The organism is Chryseobacterium sp. 2P (genome assembly GCF_059579425.1).
In genome coordinates, this window is record NZ_CM184194.1 from 2120996 (window position 1) to 2141324 (window position 20329).

The 20329-nt window shown below is 33.4% G+C and carries 19 protein-coding genes; 11 read left to right on the forward strand and 8 right to left on the reverse strand.

Going from position 1 to position 20329, the window contains the following annotated elements; genetic code table 11:
* Positions 1-45: 45 nt before the first annotated feature.
* Complete coding sequence (locus AC52CF_RS09715) at positions 46-501, forward strand: PA2169 family four-helix-bundle protein (RefSeq protein ID WP_214589775.1); 456 nt, start codon at positions 46-48, stop codon at positions 499-501.
* Between the two features lie 586 nt (positions 502-1087).
* Here AC52CF_RS09715 and AC52CF_RS09720 read toward each other — a convergent pair.
* The gene (locus tag AC52CF_RS09720; RefSeq protein ID WP_214589774.1) at positions 1088-2719 is read right to left on the reverse strand and encodes a response regulator transcription factor; all 1632 of its coding nucleotides are present in this window, start codon (positions 2717-2719) and stop codon (positions 1088-1090) included.
* Positions 2720-3098: 379 nt separating this feature from the next.
* Between AC52CF_RS09720 and AC52CF_RS09725 the strand changes: the two genes are divergently transcribed.
* The 5 genes from AC52CF_RS09725 (at position 3099) to AC52CF_RS09745 (ending at position 7337) form a co-directional block, all read left to right on the forward strand.
* The gene (locus tag AC52CF_RS09725) at positions 3099-3563 is read left to right on the forward strand and encodes a transposase (protein ID WP_214589773.1); all 465 of its coding nucleotides are present in this window, start codon (positions 3099-3101) and stop codon (positions 3561-3563) included.
* 10 nt (positions 3564-3573) lie between these two features.
* The gene (locus AC52CF_RS09730; protein ID WP_250902147.1) at positions 3574-3858 is read left to right on the forward strand and encodes a helix-turn-helix domain-containing protein; all 285 of its coding nucleotides are present in this window, start codon (positions 3574-3576) and stop codon (positions 3856-3858) included.
* A 65-nt stretch (positions 3859-3923) separates the two neighbouring features.
* The gene (locus AC52CF_RS09735; protein ID WP_214589771.1) at positions 3924-5072 is read left to right on the forward strand and encodes a phage tail-like protein; all 1149 of its coding nucleotides are present in this window, start codon (positions 3924-3926) and stop codon (positions 5070-5072) included.
* A 158-nt stretch (positions 5073-5230) separates the two neighbouring features.
* A complete protein-coding gene (locus AC52CF_RS09740; RefSeq protein WP_214589770.1) occupies positions 5231-6421 on the forward strand; it encodes a phage tail-like protein in 1191 nt (396 codons plus the stop codon).
* A gap of 67 nt (positions 6422-6488) precedes the next feature.
* On the forward strand, positions 6489-7337 hold the full coding sequence (locus AC52CF_RS09745; protein ID WP_214589769.1) for a phage tail-like protein: 849 nt from the start codon (positions 6489-6491) through the stop codon (positions 7335-7337).
* Positions 7338-7652: 315 nt separating this feature from the next.
* Here AC52CF_RS09745 and AC52CF_RS09750 read toward each other — a convergent pair whose 3' ends face one another.
* Positions 7653-8333, reverse strand: coding sequence for an XRE family transcriptional regulator (locus AC52CF_RS09750; RefSeq protein WP_214589768.1), 681 nt, complete (start codon positions 8331-8333; stop codon positions 7653-7655).
* Between the two features lie 585 nt (positions 8334-8918).
* Between AC52CF_RS09750 and AC52CF_RS09755 the strand changes: the two genes are divergently transcribed.
* Both AC52CF_RS09755 and AC52CF_RS09760 read left to right on the forward strand, forming a co-directional pair.
* Entirely contained in the window at positions 8919-9497 is a 579-nt protein-coding gene (locus AC52CF_RS09755) for a YdeI/OmpD-associated family protein (RefSeq protein ID WP_214589767.1), read from the forward strand.
* Between the two features lie 151 nt (positions 9498-9648).
* On the forward strand, positions 9649-10152 hold the full coding sequence (locus tag AC52CF_RS09760; protein WP_214589766.1) for a hypothetical protein: 504 nt from the start codon (positions 9649-9651) through the stop codon (positions 10150-10152).
* Positions 10153-10198: 46 nt separating this feature from the next.
* Here the strand turns inward: AC52CF_RS09760 and AC52CF_RS09765 are convergent, their stop codons facing one another.
* Entirely contained in the window at positions 10199-11230 is a 1032-nt protein-coding gene (locus tag AC52CF_RS09765; RefSeq protein ID WP_214589765.1) for a threonine aldolase family protein, read from the reverse strand.
* Positions 11231-11314: 84 nt separating this feature from the next.
* On the opposite strand from AC52CF_RS09765, the gene AC52CF_RS09770 reads away from it, so the two are divergent.
* Entirely contained in the window at positions 11315-11968 is a 654-nt protein-coding gene (locus AC52CF_RS09770) for a metal-dependent transcriptional regulator (protein WP_214589764.1), read from the forward strand.
* A 418-nt stretch (positions 11969-12386) separates the two neighbouring features.
* Here AC52CF_RS09770 and AC52CF_RS09775 read toward each other — a convergent pair whose 3' ends face one another.
* The 5 genes from AC52CF_RS09775 to AC52CF_RS09795 form a co-directional block, all read right to left on the reverse strand.
* Positions 12387-13349, reverse strand: a complete 963-nt coding sequence (locus AC52CF_RS09775; protein WP_496517329.1) for an IS256 family transposase, variant Zn-binding type — start codon at positions 13347-13349, stop codon at positions 12387-12389.
* Positions 13350-13602: 253 nt separating this feature from the next.
* The gene (locus tag AC52CF_RS09780) at positions 13603-14781 is read right to left on the reverse strand and encodes an aminotransferase class V-fold PLP-dependent enzyme (protein ID WP_214589763.1); all 1179 of its coding nucleotides are present in this window, start codon (positions 14779-14781) and stop codon (positions 13603-13605) included.
* A 142-nt stretch (positions 14782-14923) separates the two neighbouring features.
* A complete protein-coding gene (locus tag AC52CF_RS09785) occupies positions 14924-16063 on the reverse strand; it encodes a hypothetical protein (protein WP_214589762.1) in 1140 nt (379 codons plus the stop codon).
* A gap of 10 nt (positions 16064-16073) precedes the next feature.
* Positions 16074-16988, reverse strand: coding sequence for a TssN family type VI secretion system protein (locus tag AC52CF_RS09790; RefSeq protein WP_214589761.1), 915 nt, complete (start codon positions 16986-16988; stop codon positions 16074-16076).
* 56 nt (positions 16989-17044) lie between these two features.
* The gene (locus AC52CF_RS09795) at positions 17045-18061 is read right to left on the reverse strand and encodes a type VI secretion system baseplate subunit TssG (protein ID WP_250902146.1); all 1017 of its coding nucleotides are present in this window, start codon (positions 18059-18061) and stop codon (positions 17045-17047) included.
* A gap of 211 nt (positions 18062-18272) precedes the next feature.
* Here AC52CF_RS09795 and AC52CF_RS09800 point away from each other — a divergent pair, with 211 nt between their 5' ends.
* Positions 18273-19064: a S1/P1 nuclease gene (locus tag AC52CF_RS09800; RefSeq protein WP_214589760.1), complete on the forward strand. Its 792-nt coding sequence runs from the start codon at positions 18273-18275 to the stop codon at positions 19062-19064.
* A 391-nt stretch (positions 19065-19455) separates the two neighbouring features.
* Positions 19456-20322: a sigma-70 family RNA polymerase sigma factor gene (locus AC52CF_RS09805; protein ID WP_027385416.1), complete on the forward strand. Its 867-nt coding sequence runs from the start codon at positions 19456-19458 to the stop codon at positions 20320-20322.
* The last annotated feature ends 7 nt before the right edge of the window (positions 20323-20329 follow it).

Here is a 20329-nt window from a genome sequence, read left to right on the forward strand (position 1 = left end):
GGTATAATTCTTGTACAGTTTTTTACCACACCAAAAAAAAATATTATGAAAAATCAGGAAGAAATCGATCTTTTGAATGATCTCGTGCACATTACCAACGACAGAATAAAAGGTTTTGCTAAAGTAGAAGGTAAAATATGGGAAAGTTATCCGGACGTAAAATCTGAATATGCCAGAATGAATTCTCTTTCTAAAGTCATGAAAAATGAACTTATTGATCTCATCACAGAACATGGAGGAGAAGCGAACGATTCTCCCTCTATCGCCGGAACGCTACACAGAACATGGATTGATATTAAAAATTCCTTTACCATTGGAAATACGGAAGAATCCACCATAGAAAATGTAATTTTTGGCGAAAAAGCAGCAATTGACGCTTACCAAAATGCAATCGACACCGGAAAATTGAGTGAAAAGAGCAGAGAAATCGTTTCGGAACAGCTCAAGCATATTAAAGATTCTTATCATGAATTTAAAGGGATGAGCAATTACAAAAATTAATTGAATCTGTTTAAAAGCATAAACTTCCCAAACCGGGAAGTTTTTTTTTAGTATAAAAATGTTGAAAAAAGAATTAGAATTGATAACTGACGGCTTTTTTTGGGGAATTCTGAGGATTAAAAATCACCATATATTGAATAAAATCATCTTTTTTTTGATTGTTTTGGACAAATCTTGCTTCTTTTTTATTGGGTAGAATAGAGGTAATAGAAGAGTTGTTTATTATGGTAAATTAATGATTATCAAAAAGATATAAATTCCATAAAAGTAAAAGACATTCATTATTGATTATAAAATTAAGACATCAAAGAAATTTAAGAAAATTTTCCATTAAATTCTTTTGTATTATTAAAATTATTCATACATTAGTGATGTATAAAATACAGGTTTTATCATTTTATAGAATTTAGGGAATAAAATAATTAACCAAAAGTTTTATTTATTCATCTCTATATTTAATTCTGCTTTAAAATTAGGTACATGCCACTCTTGTAAAAGGGTGGTGTTTTTATGAAATAAACTGAAACAAAAATGCTGTCTTTACTAGACAGCATTATAAATATTTATCTTAAAAACTTTACTAATATTAAATTTCATCAGGTATAAAAGATTCATTTTTCAATTGGTTTATGTAATAAGAAGTTGTAATGCCTGTTTCTTTTTTGAAAACCGTAGTAAATACCTGTCTGGAAGAAAAACCGCATAGCTCTGCCAAATAAGTAATTTTGTATTCTCTGTATTTCGGTTCGTTATAAAGAACCTTCATGATGTAGTTGATTCTTAAACCGTTAATGTACCTGCTGAATGATTTTCCTTTGTAATTTTTAAGAACTTCATTCAGATATTTTGTATTGGTATTGGCATAATTGGCAAGATAGGATAAACTTACATTTGCATTAGTAAATTCATTTGTCTTTTCAAACGCATCAAGACATGTCAAAATAGACTGTATGGAAGCCTCAGGTATTTCTACATTATTGTTTTTATCCGCATCAATTGTTTTTTCCTCTGTTTGTTCTTCTTCATTATCAGCACTTTCTGCTAAAACAGGAATATCTTCATTTTTTTTGAAATTCTCTATAATGGTTTCATATCTTGCCTTTGTCTTTTTAATATGTTTCAACCATATTATCCCGAAAACAATGATAAGGATCATTATGATCACTGCTATCATCAACCAAGTTTTTTTCTGATCTTCTTTAAAATTTTTCTTTTTTTCTTCGATAATCTGACTATTAGAATAATTTATACTGGATTTTTCCAATGATCTTAAACTGTCTGAAAGCTGAGTGTAAAGCTCCAAATATTTAATTTTCATCTCCTTATTTCCGAGCTTGTCATAAGCTTTATAGAGGGTTTCATAAGTAATTTGTTTCTGGCTGGCACTTTGTGCTTTCATAATTTTTGAAAGTGCAATTGTGGCATATTCTACAGCTTTATTATAGTCTTTTTTTTCATTGTAAAAACGAGCAAAGTTATTGTAAAAAATAACACTATTCGCCTTAAAATTATCTGTATCCTTATATTTTAAAACCTCATTAAAGTATCTCTCTGCAAGGTCTAATCTTTGAGGTTTACTTACTCCAGTGTAATAACTTGCAATATTAAGATTTGTAAAAATTATATTATCATATTTTGAAGAACCATATAATTTTGAGCTGTCATTAACCTGCTTAGATTCTTCAATGCTTCTTTTTAGGAAATAAATAATAGAGTCTGGCTTTTGTTTTATTTCGTAATATGAAGCCATATTTTGATAAACATTTGATAACTGGTCATGCTTAATATCATTATTTTTTGACTCATTATTATATTTAATAGAACTTTTAAAATCCTCTAACGCTTCGTTCATAAAACCCAATCCTAAATAAGCAATGCCCCTATTCATATAAACATGAGCAAGTCTTTCTACATCTGGCGTTGAAATTAAGATTTTCTCACTTTCTTTAGCTATTTCTATAACTTTTTTATAGTCATGTGCAAAAACATACATGGTCATTAAACCTTCATTACAATTGAGCAATCCTGATTTGTAATTTATTTTTTTAGAATCACTTTTGGCTTCTATCAGAAGTTTCAGAGCTTTATCTCTATTCTCAGTTTTATTGTATTCAGAAGATTTTTGAATCTTTTTAAAAATCTCTTGTTCTGTGATCTGCGAATATATACAGCTTACAAAGCCTAACAAAAATATTAAAGTAAAGATTTTTTTCACCATTGTCATATTTTTTTTATCTGTCATTAAAAAATTAAAGCAAAGATATACTTTGATTTTGTTTTAAATAATGCTTTTAAATTGTGTTTATTATTTCTAAAATTAAAATTTCCTAGAAAAATCGCTGACTGTAGATGTTTAATTTATATAAATAATTGTTATACAATATATTAATAAGGTTTTAATTTCAGATTTATTTACTTAGGGACACATTACATTTATGTCATTTTTTATAGAAAATGTTGCATACTTTTCTTTTTTAGCCTGAAAACATTTACAAATTTTGCAGACAGAAATATGAATGTAGAATATCTTATAACGAACGATAAACGACAAAGTAGGGATTCGTAATTCAATTTTGCCAGATCAAATTTTAACTAAAATGCAAATAAACTTTAAAACAATCCATATCGGAAATCTTATTAAGTTTCGTGTGAAAGAAAAGAATATTGAGACTGAGCGCATCTGTAATTTTATGAAATGTTCTGAATATGATATTGTAAAAATGTATGATTGCAAAAGTATTGATACAGATCTTTTGATGAAATGGAGTAAACTTCTGGATTATGATTTTTTCAGGATTTATACACAGCATTTAATCCTTTTTTCTCCACCGGAGAAAAGGGATTATAAGAAAAAAAAACAAATACACTCAAAATTGCCTCAATTCCGTAAAAATATATATACAAAGGAGATTATCTATTTTATACTTGAAATTATACAGACGGGGGAAAAAACAAAAAAACAGGTAATTGAAGATTATAATATTCCTAAAACAACATTATACAAATGGATAGAAAAATATACGGAAAAATCTCAAAATCATAATGAGCAGACCAAATTATAAAAGTATTTATATGGATATTCTGACTCTAAGATATCCGGAAAAAATGCATAGCTGTGAAAAAATACTATTGAAAGAGCCTCTTACCTCTATGGATATTATAGAAATTAATAAAAGAATATTTGGGACTGAGGATTATTATCAAACAAATCAAAAACACAAATTCTATGATAAATCTGATATCCTCAAAATACTTGACTATCAAAAAAAAAATAAAATGAACAATACTCAACTTGCGAATCATTTTAAAATGAGCAGAAATACGATTGCAAAATGGAAAAAAAAGTTTCAGATATAATTTGTAAAAATGATAATCTCATTAATACTAAAGATTCTAAAAACATAAATATTAAAAAATTTGTAATGAAAAAAATAATTTTACCAATTACCTTAAGTATATCAGCTCTGACATATTCTCAAATAGGTATCAACAATACGAATCCGCAGGCGATATTTCATGTTGATGGGGGGAAAGATAACCCTAATACAGGTACACCTTCTGCAATACAACAAAGAAATGATTTTGTTGTAACTTCAACCGGAAGAGTAGGGATAGGAATAACCCAACCTTCAACATCTTCTGTTTTAGATATTAACTCTGTGGATAAAGGTGTACTGATGCCGAGAATTGCTCTAACAAGTTCTACAGATATAACAACAATAACATCTCCTGCTAATGGACTCATGGTGTACAATACCGGAACTGCAGGACTTTCCTATGCAGGATATGTATATTGGAATGGTTCCGAATGGAAATCTTTTGATGATAAATCTGTTGTAAATCCTACAATTACTTCTTTAACTTGCTCAGGAGCAAGTGTTTTTCCCTCCGTATTTATTTCCGGAACGGCGTACAGCGGAACGTTAACTGTTCCGTATACAGGAGGAAACGGAGGCAGATATAATTCTACAGTTCCATATACTCAAAACGGATTAACTTTTACTTTAAACCCAGGAAATTTAAACAATGGAAACGGCAGTATTACTTACTCAGTAAGTGGTACACCTAACTTTAGTTCTCCTAATACAGTAAGTATTCCCTTAACTTTTCTAGGGCAGTCATGTAATGCTACAATTGGGCAGAATTCTTCTGTCTCAAACCTTCAATATGTAAGAAATGTTACAACCCCAATTGATTCAAATACACCTACCAATTCTATTACAACCATAGGAAATTTATCTGTGAGATATGATTCGCCAAATGGTAATTTACAATACAGAGTGAATGCGATGAACCAGAGAACATCGATCTGGTATTGGAAAGGCGGAACCGGAGGAGCATTTTTTTCTTATTACGCCCAAAATGATATCACTGCAAATTCTTGGACTAATTTCCCTGCTAATTTTAATGTTTTTAATAGAGATTCTGCACAAACAACGATAAGTTTATTTGAAAGTAAGCAGGTATATAGAATTACTGTTGTAGGAAATGCAGACATGGCAGCAAGCGGTGTATTCCCATTCTTAACATCATCCATTACCATTTTCGTCGAATTACTAAGTCCACAATAAAAATTAAATAGCTGTCAAATATGGTTTATAGATTAGTTTGAACGGTAAATCTGATAAATGACATTAATGTTTCCATCACTTAAACAATTATTATAATCATTCATAGTAGTATGGCAATAATGTAAAATAAAAAATATACATATAATTTTATTAATCAAATGAAAAAAATTTCAATTATAATTGGCTTATTTGCCTTTTTAAAAGCATTTACTCAAGTTGGAGTAAATACTGCAAACCCTCAGGGAGCGTTTCATGTAGACGGAGCTAAGGATAATTCTAATATTGGAATACCTTCTGTTACACAGCAAAAAAATGATTTTATAGTAACTTCTTCCGGAAAAGTTGGGATAGGAACTGTTCAGCCAGCAGCTTCATCTGTTTTGGATATTACTGCAACAGATAAAGGCGTCTTATTACCCAGAGTCGCATTGACAAGTTCCACAGATGTGGTTACGATTGCAGCTCCGGCTAATGGACTTATAGTATACAATACAGGAACGGCAGGGCTTTCTTACATTGGATATGTATTTTGGAACGGCTCAGAATGGAGAAGTATTCCAAGTTCTACTCTTATAGCTCCATCATTATCACAAATTAACTGCGGATCTGCTTTTCTTACTCCTTCTACCTATACTTCAGGTGTGTCTTACGCAGGTACTCTTGCTGTTCCTTATTCTGATGGAAATGGTGGAAACTATACAGGAGGAACCACCACAACAGTGAATGGACTTACTTTTAAATTAAATCCCGGAACCTTAGCTATCGGCAATGGATATCTTTATTTTTCCGTAACCGGAACCCCGACCGTAAGTTCACCTACTGAAAGCAATATTAATATAAATTCCACCTTAATACCTTTTTTTTCAGGTGTTTCTTGTACAACTGCCAATGTAGGAGGCGGAGTAGTTACGATAGCGGGAAGTACAACTTCTGCAGGGTATGATATTGATACAACAACTCCTACAGCGTCTGTTACCTGTTTTGACGGCGGAAATTTCTGTGTAAGATATAATGGAACCACAGCAAACCAAAAGCTTGAGGTTAAACAGACCTATGGAGCTACCCAGGTAATGTTATCTTATTCGTATTGGGGAGTAGGTGATGGCGGACAATTTAACAGTGGTACATCTGCTATAAAAAACACAGCTTTACTGCAAAATACATGGACCCAAATGTATGATTTTGGTGCAATTAATAATACGGAAGGAACGGTAATTACTACTGTTCTTGTAGATAAAACAACAGGAAAACTGAAATCTTTTACTACTGAAGCTGATATTGTTGTAAACTCAGAAATTGGGATTTCTGGAGGTAAGGATAAGTTGTTTCTAAGACTTACAAAAAATTAGTCTTAACATTCTATAAAAAAAAAACAAACATAATGAAAAGGCATTTATATACTGGATAATTAATTCAATGAAAAAAATAATTTTAACAATCGCTATTGCTCTCTCAACAGCAATATACTCTCAAACGGGTATTCATACTGCAAATCCTCAAGGAGTATTTCATATAGACGGAGGAAAAGATAATCCAATAGCAGAAATACCTTCTGCGACACAACAGAAAAATGATTTCGTAGTTACTTCAGCAGGCAACGTCGGAATTGGCACGACAAATCCAAATAGTGATGCTGCCTTAGAGATAAACGCTACGAATAAGGGATTTCTTCCTCCAAGATTAGCTTTGACAGGAAGTAACGATATTACAACCATATCTTCTCCTTCTATTGGTATGATAGTTTATAATACAACTACTAGTGCTACCCTTAATAAAGGGGTTACATACTATGATGGTACATCCTGGAAACAGCTTGTTCCTGCTTCTTCAGCTAATAGTTCAGCGGTAGTAGACTTGCTTTCAGATGCAACAACAGGGAATTCTCTTTCCGGATCTACCTCTGGAGCTACAGTACTTAATTTTGGTACAATAACGGCTCCTTCAGACGGATCATATGCTTTTTCTTTTAGATTATATGGTACTACATCCGGTACAGGGAGAGGTATTTTTTACATATATTTGGTAAGAGTACGTTCTGGATCAGAAACATTACTGGATCTTGCAGAACTTAATCCCTATTGCTTTGGTTCTGATGCTACAACCTATTCAGTAACACTTTCGGGTGGCGGAGTAGTACAGGGAGATACCTTTAAGATTTACATAGGTAGATATAATGGAGGTGGTGCAACATCTCCGACATGGACTTTAAAGGGCAACCCAGGGAATTTTGCCAATAAAACATCTTTCACATGGTGGAAAATATAATTATTGATATTAATAGCTTATACAGAGATATAATAATCATTAATTATTAAGTTTATAACAGCTTTTCTTTTTCATGCAAGTAAAATTAGGCAAATATTATTCATTAATCTGAAGACTGTACCGATTTGTTTTTCAACAAATTAAAAGAGGGCAGGAGAATTTTCCTGCCTTTATTTATTAATAGAATTTGATAATATGACAATTAAAGTTTCAACGGATTTTTGGAGAAACAGCATGAATTGGAATTTAACATAATATTAAGTAATATGATAATCATTTAAATTCTGATAGAGTAGTACATTGATAATTTCCCTATTAAAAATCTTCCGGAAAAATTCCAGTTGCGTATTGCCATACTTCAACAATTTCATTTAGAGGAATTTCGTAAGGTTTGTAAAATGTATTATCTGCAGCAACTGTTAAAGAATTTTCATTTATAGATTTCAGACGTTTGTAAGTAATACCGTCGTTTAAAGTAATGAAAACGTAAGTGTTACCGGATTTCAGATCATTAAGACCTTCCACATATTTTCCGATGATGTATGAACCGTTCTTAAAGGGAGGCATAGAATCTCCATTCGCAGGAAATGCCCGAAATTTTCCGTTTTTAAGAAACGGCAGAGAAATTCTCTGTAAACTTTCAATATAATCTGGGTCGCTGTAACCCGTTAAATAACCCATAGAAGCCTTCTGTGAAACAATTTCAATGCTTTCATCGCCGTTCTGATCTACCATTACAGGCAGAACAATGCGGTTATCAGGAAGTTTCAGCATATCTTCAAGCGCATGTTTTGTTAAATCTACAGACAGCAGCAGATCAATACTAACGTTAAAAATTCTCGAAATTTTTATTAAAACATCAACCGGAGGTTTAGATTTTCCGTTTTCATAAGAACTGTATCTGGAAGCTGTGATCTGTATTTTTTGAGACAATTCGCGCTGGGTTTTTCCTAATTTGGCGCGTAAAAGTCTGATATTTTCTGAAAAAATCGACATATAAAAAATTAAAGCGTAAAAATACACAAGTTTGTCCGAGAATCCTAAGTTTTAGGGCAGTTGTGGATAAGTTCTTTTGAAAAAATATTTTGCTAGAGTCGGCTGTCAAACGTGAGATTAAAACTTTTAAAGAAAGTTTTGGATACAAATAATAAGCGCTGATTTTGGATTAAGCATTATAGTAAGTTCTAATTTTAAAAAATCGGATCATGAAAAAAATATAGCGGATTTATCATTTCAATAAATTCCTAAATACCTTCAATTTAACATAATATAAATTATAGGATTTTTATTTATTCATCAAATAGAGTATTCTGAAATTATTTTCTATTGATAAATTCTTTATTCATCGATATTCAGGCGTTTTAAAGCATTATGAAGCAAAGCTCTACCTATGCTATTTAGATAATTTACAATGGCAATTATGCGCATTAAAAAGGTATGCTTCTGTCTCGCGCATATTTTACATTTTATCTGATTTTGAGGATCTAAATAATCTTATAAACATAAACATCTTTTAGTATCGAAATCTAAAAAATGAATAAATTTGATTTTGTATAAATTTGTATAACTACCAATCATAATATGAATCCAAAAGTTGATTTCTTTTTTAATAAAACCGGACAATGGCAAGCAGAATTTGAAAAATTAAGGACAATTGCCTTGAAGACTGAGCTTACAGAAGATTTAAAATGGGGATGCCCGTGCTATACATACGAAGGAAAAAATATTTTCTTAATTCATGGTTTTAAAGAATATTGTGCACTCCTCTTTTTCAAAGGTGCTTTGATGAAGGATGCTGAAAATATTTTGATTCAACAGACTGAAAATGTACAGGCTGCAAGACAGATTCGCTTTACAAACCTGCAACAGATCATTGATTTAGAGCATGTTTTAAACGATTATATATTCGAAGCGGTGGAAATTGAAGAATCCGGAGTGAAGGTTGAAATGAAAAAAACGAATGAATTCAACATACCTGAAGAATTTGCTCAAAAACTAAATGAGAATCCTGAACTTCAGAAAGCTTTTGAAACATTAACTCAGGGAAGACAACGGGCATATCTACTCTATTTTTCCTCAGCTAAACAACCAAAAACCAGAATATCCAGAATTGAAAAATACATTCCGGAAATTCTTAACGGAAAAGGTTTAAATGATTAATTTTTTAAATAAGGCTTAAGGCTTTTAGGATAAAATTTTATTGTTTAGAAATTAACAATAAATCATTATTTCAATAAAATTTAAAATTAAAGTAGCTCGGAAATTAGTATTTTAGTAAGATCGAAAAAATTTGACTATAAATAATAAGGTTATGAAAAAATTACTTTTATTAAGTTCATTATCCATTGTATTGTTTAACTGCAACAAAAAGCCGGAAGCTCCTGCTGCTGATAAAGTTTCTGCGGATACTGCTGCGACAACAGAAAAAGTGATCGATACACTAGGTGCGAAATCATTCTGTTACATGGGAGTTACCGGAAAAGATACTATATTTGTAAGCATTGACGATAATCTTGGAACCATCACCGGAAAAATGGCGACCAAAAACAGCGAAAAAGACAGCAATAAAGGTACTTTAAGCGGAATTAAATCTGGAGATACGCTTAAACTGACGTATGAATTTGCTTCTGAAGGGGTTTCAGGAAATAAAAACGACATCTATTTTATACAGACCAAAGACGGCTTAATGGAAGGAATCGGCGGACGGGATGCTGAAACCGGAACAAAATACGCCAGTGAAAAAAAGATAAAATATGAAGGTGGCAGAAACCTTAAAACCGCTGATTGCAATACGGTTACAAAGGCTTTAGAATAAGAAGTCTGCAATAATATAAATGCAACCAAAATCGGTCGCATTTTTTTTATAATTCTTTATTAATAATTGCAATAAATCTGTTTACGGCTTCATCATCTGTATTCCAGGAAGTGATGAGTCGGACAGCAGAAAAATGCTCCTCGATTTTCTTCCAGACATAAAATTCAAACTTTTCAGATAGTTTTTCAATTAAATCATGACTCAGAATCGGGAAAATCTGATTGGTGTATGTATCAGATAAAAACTGTACTCCCCTTTCTTTCATAGCATTTTTCATCTTCATCGCCTGCGAATTGGCGTGTTTTGCCAGATCAAAGTACAGATCATTTTTCATCAGTTCCAAAAACTGAATTCCCAGAAGTCTTCCTTTGGCAAGCAACGCTCCTTTCTGTTTGATATTGAATGCAAAATCCTGCTGTAAATCTTTATTGTTGATGACAATTGCTTCTCCGATTAAAGCTCCGTTTTTGGTTCCTCCCAGATAAAAAATATCAGTCAGTTCTGCCACTTTTTCCAGCGTAAGATTACTGATTTCGGAGGTTAAACCATGTCCCATTCTCGCACCGTCCATGAACAGATAAAGACCTTTTTCTTTACAGAATGTAGAAAGTTCTTGCAATTCTTTTAGGGTATAAATCGTTCCCAATTCCGTAGAATTCGATATATATACCAGCTTCGGCATTACCTGATGCGGAACATTTTTATGATTTTCCAGAACCGGAATAATGTCATCAGGAGTTAATTTTCCGTCTGCTTTTTCAATGCTCAGAATTTTATGTCCTGTTGCTTCAATCGCTCCGGTTTCATTGTTGAGAATATGTCCTGTAGATGCAGAAACAGCACATTGATAAGGTCTTAAAACCGAGGAAATAACGATAAGATTTGCCTGCGTTCCGCCCGAAACAAAATAAACATCAGAATCTGAACTGTTCATTTTTTCTTTTATCAGTGCTTTGGCTTCTAAAGAATACCGGTCTTCTCCGTATCCGGCTTGCTGATCGAGATTATGCTCTGCAAGAGCTTTTAAAATATTGGGATGACAACCTTCCGAATAGTCGTTTTTGAATGAAAATTTCATAGAGTAAAATTAAAAAAGTTCGCTGAAAGTGCCTAATTTATTCATATTATTTTGTTAGATTTGTGCAGAATATCATCTAACATTTTGAAAAATACATTAACAGAAGAGAATTATCTCAAAGCGTTGTTTCATTTGGTCGACCATGAAGGAAAAGTAACGATTAACGAACTGAGCAAATTTTTAAACGTAAAAATGCCAAGCGTTAACAATATGATGAAGAAATTTGCAGACAAAAGCTGGGTAATTTACGAAACCTACAAACCGCTGATTGTTACAGATAAAGGCCGTCGGGAAGCTTCTCTGGTTGTAAGAAAACACCGTCTTACAGAAATGTTTCTGGTGAAAAAGATGAATTTTGGCTGGGAAAATGTTCATGAGATCGCGGAACAGCTCGAACACGTCCACTCTGCTGTTTTCTTTGACAAAATGGATGAAATTCTGGATTACCCGAAATTCGATCCTCACGGAGAACCCATTCCCGATAAAGACGGAAATATTATTGCGCAGGATTTGCAAAAGCTAAGCAACTGCGAAGTTGGTGAGACAGTCATTTTTGCTTCGGTTACACTTTCGGATGATGCTTTTTTAAATTATCTCACGGAAAGAAATTTACTCCTGAATAAAAAAATCAAAATTATTAAAATTGAAAGTTTTGATAGATCCGTAACCATCGAAATCGAAGGAAAACAGGAAGTTTTAAGCAAAAAAGCAACTGAAAAAATATTGGTGAAGAAGTAATTTTTTCACCAATAAATAAATGCTTTGAAAAGTTCATTTTGATGATTTTAAGTGTTTCTCTAAGCTTGTCGAAAAAGATAAATATTATTTTACCTGAGTTCAGGATAAGTCTTCTTAAACGCAAGGTTAAACAAAGAGATTCAATTATCAGGAATTCAGCTTTTAAGATATACAAAGGCGTAAAACTTATCAAAGTAATACCATTTCATTTTTGTTTTTTTTGGTAATGTACTGAAAAATAGTTGGTGAAATTCAGGATATATTTTAATAAATTATGGATGTTAATCCGAAGAGGACAAAAGCACTGGTGGAGATCAACTTTTCAGCAATAGGATTAATGTTCAAAACGATAGTTTTAAGGTGAGGTTTCCCTCACCTTTTCGTTTATTATCGGATGAACCTTATGAATAAAAAAACTCTATTTTTCGTTAGAAAAATAAATATACCATTTGATGAAATTGATTCGGTTTTTCAATGTGAGACCTCTGTGCAGGTCGAGATGATTTTTTAAATGGCTGAAATATCCCTCAATACCATTGGTTGTTTTAGGAATATTGGGATTTTCCAGATAATGAAACATATTGGGCAATGCCCGTTTTATAGTAAAATACGATCGTCTGAGAAGCTTGTGGGTATACCAGTATCTTTCGGTTTCAAGATTAATTGTTTTTTCATTAATATAATCCTGATGTCTCAAATACCAGTCGTTGAGTTCATTTTTCCACCAGATTTTATCGTTTTGTGTTTTAATTTTCAGTAATAATAAAACGTGTTTTCGAAGTTCCTGACCGGCAATGTGTTTAGGAAACTTTGTGAGCCAGATCAGGCACATTCTCTGAATATGAACCAGACATCTCTGAGTAATGATGTCTCCATCAGATTTATTTATGGCTTTCAAAACGCTTTTATGTCCATCTGTAGTAATGCTTTCCAGCTTTACGCCCAGCCGTAAAAGATTGTTTAAATCTTCCCTGATTTCTTCATAATGTTCTCCATCGGTAAAACGGATAAGCTGTGTATATCCATCAAAATCATCCTGATAAGCAATTAAACAGAACTGAGCAAAATAAGTTGCATCCATTCTTAAATTCACCTTTTCCCGTTTGATGATCTTTAAGGTAGGAGACTGCTCTAAAATGGTATAAAATGTTTTCTGCAAAGTATCTTTCGAATAACCGCTGTCTCTGCAAAGCGTTTTGTAGGTCTGCCTTTCCAATACCCATTTTTTGAACCAGATAAAACGATTTTTAATTCTCTGCTCCGTTCTGTTTTGAGTAAATAAAATCCCGCAATTTTTACATTTAAATCTTTGCTTTCCCCCTTGTTTTCCCCAACGAATTACCTCCAGGCTTGAACAAGACCAACAACGTTTTTTTGCCATTTTTCAGACAAAGAAAAAGTTTTATGAAACACGTTTCATAAAACTTCCTCCAAGCAGCCTAACAATGAGGTTTTGATAGAATTCTACCAACTATTTTTCAGTATTATGCCTTTTTTTTAAATAAACGAAGTGCCTTTGTTTACCTTACAAACTTTCAATAAGTAAAAAAATCTTTTGTTTTCCTTTGCGATAAATTAATATAATATTATAAATCAATTATTTAAATTTATTTTCTTATTCCGAACTGAGGTTATTATTTTAAACTATTCTTCAGAATTTCAGAAACCTCTTCAATCTCTTCCAAAGTATTGAAATAATGAGGCGATAATCTCACAATTCCGTTGATTTTTTTATTTGTAAAATCAATTAACGCTGAATTCTTATATGTTACAGAAAAGAAGACATTATTTTCTTTCAAAACCTTCTGAATATTTTCCAGATCGCCATCCGGACCGGAAAATGTAACAATGCTGCTCAGATGATTTCCCCAATCCCAAACTTTAAAACCGATGTCTTTGAGTCTGTTCCGTAATTTTTCAGATAAAATCTTATTGTATTGCTCAATGTTATCCAATCCGATATTGTTGGCATATTGTATGGCGTGTTTAACTCCTAATAAGGAAGCATAGGAAATTTCCCAGTGTTCAAATCTTTTGGCTGTTTTAAACAATTCATAATCATTATATTCCGTCCAGTTCGCTCCTCTCATATCCAATAGCAAAGGTGCATAATCCTGTTCCAGAATTTTATCCGAAACATATAAAAACCCGGTTCCTCTCGGTCCGCGCAAAAATTTCCTTCCTGTCGCCGTCAGAAAATCGCAACCTATTTTGTTTACATCAACAATCATTTGACCAACTGATTGACATGCATCAACCAAATACAAAATATTATATCTTTTACAGATTTTGCCGACTCCTTCAACATTCTGAATCAGTCCCGAATTAGTGGGAATATGCGTAACGGCAACTAATTTCGGGCTGTATTTTCTGATCAGATTTTCAAGATCTTCAAGATCAATCTCATTGTCGGAAAGATTTCTTGTTCTGATGATTTTGATATTTAATTTTTTCTGAAGCGAAATAAAGGTGATCTGATTGGAAATATAATCATCAACCGTTGTGATAATGATATCATTTTCTTTAAAAACAATGCTTGATAATGCCTTTGCAAATGCTTCTGTTGCGCTCGTTGCAAACGCAATATTGGAAGGTTTACAGTTAATCAGTTTTGCAGTCTCCTCATAAAATCCTTCTAATAATTCAGCATTTCTGTTCGCAACCTCATATCCTCCGAATTGTTCTTCCTGCTTTAAATAATCAATCATTGAATCCACTACGATTGAAGGCATTAATGAAGATCCTGCGTTATTCATGAAAATTTTTCCGTCCGAAAGACCTCTTATATCTTCTCTTATTTTAGCTGCATTCATTTTTTATTACTTTTTAATTCTGACGAAAGAATAATCATTTTCAATAATCTGATTTCCAAAGAAATTTAACGTCTAACAATTTTACACAAAAAATCCCGAATTTATCGTGTCGGGATTTGTATTTTTTAAATATGTTTTGGCACTAATCCAAAACGCTCCATCCTCTTTTCGGGTTATTATTATTGGACACTTCCTGCTCGTTAACAATAATATTTTCTTTTCTCTGACCAATATAATCCAGTTCACTCAGTTTGGCAAAGATCGTTTCAAGACTTCGCAGCATCTGCTGAATATAAAGGAACGGTTCTCCGCAATTATGATGATCGTAATTGGTTTCGGCAACTATTGATAGCTGATTAAGCAAGATATGAGGAGCAATTTCACTCCATTCCAGACTGTAATTCAGCATTTCTTCCAATTCTGCAGGAACCAGAACCTGAGTCGCATTATACAGTCGGAGTGCAAGTTTTGCAAAAGATTCAATTAAAAATACAGGCGGCTGATAAGGCGTAATATTTCTGAACTGAAAATACATATCTCCGAAAGTATCGATCATGGTATTGCACAGGAATTTTACATTTTGTGCCAATGCCGTATTCTGGTTTTTATGAGAAGCTTTCTGAATAATTTTAAAAGCATACTGCTGTAAATTCCCAATGGATTTTGCAAAATTGTTGTAATAGCCAAGCAACGCAGGATGACTCTGAATCGATGTGCATGGCGGAATAAAATTGGAATCTACCTGCGCAATATTTCCTTTTAAATCTACTTTTCCGATGATCAGATAATTTCCTCCCGAATAACTGCTGTTCAGAGATGTTACGGGAAGCAATTCGATATGGTGATTCGATTGTGTATTCGGATGACGGGGCGGAATTTCCTCCGGATCGATATCTCCGAAAGGAACTTTATCAAAAGGATTTACCGAAATCAGGATATAATATTCTCCGTCTGCCTGTTCCTCATGCATGGATTTTGCCAGAGATTTCACGCTTACTCTCCTGTCGTTCAGTTCAATTCTGTAACCCGCCATCGTAACCGCGCTGCAATGTTTGATAACGAGCTGAACATCATTGGTAGCCGTATTATGAACATCAAAAATAGTTCGGTCGGTAAAATTATTTGAGATCGGTAAAAGTCCGTAATTATAGGTCGTTATTCCCAAAGAATTGGAATCTCGAATGGTATCGATTAAAAAATTATCCTGATCATTAAGATGTCTCTGGGAAACTTTCATCCCGTCAACCCAATTAATGGCAAAATGCTTTATAGGCTGTATCATATTCAATATTTTAGATGGTGTTTTGCTGTGGTTTTCTTACGCCTTCCTCTTCATGCTGGATCACTCTTTTGCAGATCACGACGTCGTTTTCAGAAATTTTGTTTTCTGAAATGTCCTGATCAAAATCGATGTATTTTCTGAAGCTGAAGAACGATTTTTTGGTATAAAAGATCCAGTAATACGATTCTCGGGTTTCATCCGTAAGATGAATAACAGAATTGGGGTTTTTGTGGTTATAATCGTCCACAACTCTGTAAAACCAGTCTCCGAAAGTAATTCCCGTAGGTAAAGTCTTAGCTTTGATTCTGAATCTGTTGGAATCCTCAAGGTTTTTGCTTAATTCTACATTCAAAACCATTAATCTGTCGAAATCCGCTCCTTCAAAATCCGGAAGTTTCTGTTCCGGAGAATACCTCCAGGTTTTATAAATATCCACCGGAATGCTGATTAACAGGACATAACAGTAATGAAAAACGAGAGGAACAATAAATATGAAAATACTCGTTGCTGCCATAATCGGATAACCGGTTCCACGACTCATCCAGCCGAAAATCAGGTAAAAAAGATACCCTCCGAATCCGATGCACGTTAAAGAAAGAATCGATTCAAACAAAATACTTTTTGTGGTAGAACTGAAATGTTTTTTGAAATACCGATCTGATAAATTAACATGAATAATTCCTAAAATAAGGTAAATGATCTGGGCAATTAAATACCAGTAAGGATTGAATAAATTTCCTGCAAACCCGAAAATTCCCGGAATCGCAAGGCATAAACTGCACAGCAGAACATAGATGATAATGGTTTTGATCTTAATTGCGGGTTTGTCTTTTCTGATGATTCCTAAAATGACCATCATGATAACCGCAAATAAAGGCATAAGAATATACCTTAAAAAGATTCCTTTTACTGAAGAAATTTCCATTTGTCTTTTTTCGAATTAATATTTTTCTTGGTGATTGTAAATATAGTTAAAAAAATTCACAGAAAGGTAGAGTAACCGAGCCGGTTTGCATTTCTATCATCATCTTCCAGTGCAAAAGAATAATCCTGTTTTTCTGTGATGAAATTTTCTTCCACATCCACACTTACAGGCAGAAAATAATCGTACATCGCCTGCAAAACTTTCCGGAACGGACTTCCGTCTATATATTTTTTCATTTCGTTGTAAGGAATCGGTCCGATGTTTATTACCCAGTTTCTTTGTCCGTCCATATGTTTTCCGCTCGGAATATAGGTAACTCCCAATCTGGAATTTCCAAGCAGCATAGAATCGTCCTCCTCTTCCACTCCGTCAATAACATTCGGGGCAAAAGTTACTTTTACAGGAATTTGTAAAAATGCGGTCATACATCGCTCAAACCATGATTTATTTCCTCTGATCTGATGAAAAAACGGAAGAATATAAATAAAAATACAGGCGTTTTTTTTATCTAATTTATTAATCAGAGGCCAGAGTTCACTTACAGTTTCCAGTAAAGAATCTGTATCACTTGATATTTCAAAATCAAACTCTTTGAGTAAAGCACTGATCTCGGTAAAAAATATTTCCAGCTCAAAAGGCTTGAAAAATTTTCGGGCATCCTCTTCCACTTTTTTCTGTTTGCGGATTTCGCGGACAACGGTGTCTACATTTTTTCGGGAAGCTCCCAAAGAAGGCGGATGGAAAAGTCCTTCGGGAAGATAATCGTAAATTCCTTCTCTATACGTTTCTATGGTAAAAACTTCTTCGTCAAAACCCAGATAATCGCTCGAAATACTTTTAATATCCTTTAAATAAGCACGGTCATTAATCCCGATCCTGTCGATAAAAATATTGCTTACCGCTCTGTGGTATTTTAAAAGATTAACGGCTACAGCTTCCGCTTTGAAGTCGGTCTGCAGCTTATTGTATTGCATATCTACAATATTATTCTCATACATGGTTTTTCCTGTGATTTGGCTTGTAAAAATAGTATATCTCGAATTATTGAAAAAATATTCTTTCAATAAATTCATATTAAAAATACTAAATTATTAGCATTTAAAAGAATAATATAAACCTGAAATGTAAAATTTATGAAAAATTGCAACAAAAAATTCACTTTAAAAATCCGAAATAATATTGGGTTGTGTTTAAGATTACGTTAATTTTTAAAATCCTTATCCTCAAGCTTAACCTGAACCTTAAATTAACCGTATCTTTGCTCCCTGAAAATGTTATTTTACAATGAAAAGTATTTATTCTAAAATGCTGGTTTTAGCATTCATCGCATCTTCGCTTTATTCTTATGCGTGGGGATTAACGGGACACAGAATTATTGCAGAGATCGCAGAAAATCACCTTTCCGGAAAGGCAAAAAGAGAGATCAGAAAAATGATGGGGAGAGAACGTCTTGCGTACTGGGCAAACTGGCCGGATTTCATTAAGTCTGATACTACAGGAGTCTGGAAAGAAACTTCAGCATGGCATTATGTAAACATCGATCCGCAGACGGATTTTAAAGTATTTGAAGAAAAACTGAAAGCGCAGGCGGGATCAAGTTTATACACACAGATCAAAACATTATCCAGCCAGATCAAAGACGAAAAAACGTCTGAAAAAGACAGAAAAATCGCTTTAATTTTCCTGATCCATATGATGGGAGATCTTTCGCAGCCTTTACACGTAGGAAGAGCGGAAGATTTGGGAGGAAACAAAATTAATGTGACATATTTCGGAGATAAATCCAATTTGCACTCTGTCTGGGACGGAAAACTGGTAGATTCTCAGAAATACAGCTACACAGAATATGCAAAATTATTAGACATCAAATCTGATGATGAAGTAAAGCAGATCCAGACCGGAACTTTAGAAGACTGGCTGTACGATTCCCACAAAATAGCCAACAGAATCTATGCACAGACCCCAAACGATTCTAAACTGTCTTACGATTATCAGTACAAATTTAATGATACAATGGAAAGACAGCTTTTATACGGAGGATTGAGACTGGCGAAACTGCTGAATGACCTTTTTTAAAGTGAAATTGTCAATGGTGAATTTTAAAAGTCAATTTTTTTCACCTTTAAATAATAGAGCGGAACTTCGGTTTCGCTTTTTTTATTTTAAATAACAATATTCACAATATTTGTCATGCTGAAACCATCTAAAAAAGTTTAATGAAAGATTTGTTTTCAGGTAAGACTTGAGCATATATTTCGAACGCGAAAAGCCTTTATGTAAAAAGTTTTAAAAATTTATTGAACATCTAAAAAGCCCTAAAATCGCTGTTCTGTGAAGTGAGAGCTATAATTTACAACTATTTTTTCAAATGAAGTTTAATTAAATGAAAATATTTTGTAACCCGTGTAACCTTTTTGTTCCTTCATACGTATATTATAGTAGAAACTCTTTTTTGAGGATAAAATAGATGAGACAATTAAAAATCACTAAGCAGGTAACCAACAGGGAAACTGCTTCATTAGACAAGTATTTGCAGGAAATTGGTAAAGTAGAACTAATTACTGCGGACGAAGAGGTAGATTTGGCACAGAGAATCCGTGCGGGCGACAGAGCAGCACTGGAAAAATTAATTAAAGCCAACCTTCGTTTCGTGGTATCCGTTTCTAAACAGTACCAAAATCAAGGTCTTTCTTTACCCGATTTGATTAATGAAGGTAACTTAGGACTCATGAAGGCGGCAAAAAGGTATGATGAAACTAGAGGTTTCAAATTCATCTCTTACGCGGTTTGGTGGATTCGTCAGTCGATCTTACAGGCTTTGGCAGAACAGTCGAGAATTGTAAGATTGCCGTTAAATAAGATCGGTTCCATCAATAAAATCAACAAAGCTTACGCTCACCTTGAGCAGGAAAACGAAAGACCACCTTCTCCGGAAGAATTGGCGGAAGTTCTTGACATGAGCGAGGAAGATATCAAAGAATCGATGAAAAACTCCGGAAGACACCTGTCGATGGATGCTCCTTTAGTAGAAGGTGAAGATTCTAATCTCTATGACGTATTGCGTTCAGGAGAATCTCCAAGTCCGGATAAAGACTTAATGCTTGAATCTCTGCAAATCGAGATCGAAAGAGCATTGAATACTTTAACTCCGAGAGAGGCTGATTTGGTAAGATTATACTTCGGACTGAACGGAAAACATCCGATGACTTTAGAAGAAATCGGGGAAACTTTCGACCTTACAAGAGAGAGAGTTCGTCAGATCAAAGAAAAAGCGATCAAGAGATTGAAGCACAACACCAGAAGTAAGATCTTAAAATCTTATTTAGGGAAGTAATTTTTAA

Coding starts and splice junctions, on each gene's coding strand:
- AC52CF_RS09715 (WP_214589775.1), top strand. CDS start 46: ATGAAAAATCAGGAAGAAATCGATCTTTTGAATGATCTCGTGCACATT.
- AC52CF_RS09720 (WP_214589774.1), bottom strand. CDS start 2,719: ATGGTGAAAAAAATCTTTACTTTAATATTTTTGTTAGGCTTTGTAAGC.
- AC52CF_RS09725 (WP_214589773.1), top strand. CDS start 3,099: ATGCAAATAAACTTTAAAACAATCCATATCGGAAATCTTATTAAGTTT.
- AC52CF_RS09730 (WP_250902147.1), top strand. CDS start 3,574: ATGGATATTCTGACTCTAAGATATCCGGAAAAAATGCATAGCTGTGAA.
- AC52CF_RS09735 (WP_214589771.1), top strand. CDS start 3,924: ATGAAAAAAATAATTTTACCAATTACCTTAAGTATATCAGCTCTGACA.
- AC52CF_RS09740 (WP_214589770.1), top strand. CDS start 5,231: ATGAAAAAAATTTCAATTATAATTGGCTTATTTGCCTTTTTAAAAGCA.
- AC52CF_RS09745 (WP_214589769.1), top strand. CDS start 6,489: ATGAAAAAAATAATTTTAACAATCGCTATTGCTCTCTCAACAGCAATA.
- AC52CF_RS09750 (WP_214589768.1), bottom strand. CDS start 8,333: ATGTCGATTTTTTCAGAAAATATCAGACTTTTACGCGCCAAATTAGGA.
- AC52CF_RS09755 (WP_214589767.1), top strand. CDS start 8,919: ATGAATCCAAAAGTTGATTTCTTTTTTAATAAAACCGGACAATGGCAA.
- AC52CF_RS09760 (WP_214589766.1), top strand. CDS start 9,649: ATGAAAAAATTACTTTTATTAAGTTCATTATCCATTGTATTGTTTAAC.
- AC52CF_RS09765 (WP_214589765.1), bottom strand. CDS start 11,230: ATGAAATTTTCATTCAAAAACGACTATTCGGAAGGTTGTCATCCCAAT.
- AC52CF_RS09775 (WP_496517329.1), bottom strand. CDS start 13,349: ATGGCAAAAAAACGTTGTTGGTCTTGTTCAAGCCTGGAGGTAATTCGT.
- AC52CF_RS09780 (WP_214589763.1), bottom strand. CDS start 14,781: ATGAATGCAGCTAAAATAAGAGAAGATATAAGAGGTCTTTCGGACGGA.
- AC52CF_RS09785 (WP_214589762.1), bottom strand. CDS start 16,063: ATGATACAGCCTATAAAGCATTTTGCCATTAATTGGGTTGACGGGATG.
- AC52CF_RS09790 (WP_214589761.1), bottom strand. CDS start 16,988: ATGGAAATTTCTTCAGTAAAAGGAATCTTTTTAAGGTATATTCTTATG.
- AC52CF_RS09795 (WP_250902146.1), bottom strand. CDS start 18,061: ATGAATTTATTGAAAGAATATTTTTTCAATAATTCGAGATATACTATT.
- AC52CF_RS09800 (WP_214589760.1), top strand. CDS start 18,273: ATGAAAAGTATTTATTCTAAAATGCTGGTTTTAGCATTCATCGCATCT.
- AC52CF_RS09805 (WP_027385416.1), top strand. CDS start 19,456: ATGAGACAATTAAAAATCACTAAGCAGGTAACCAACAGGGAAACTGCT.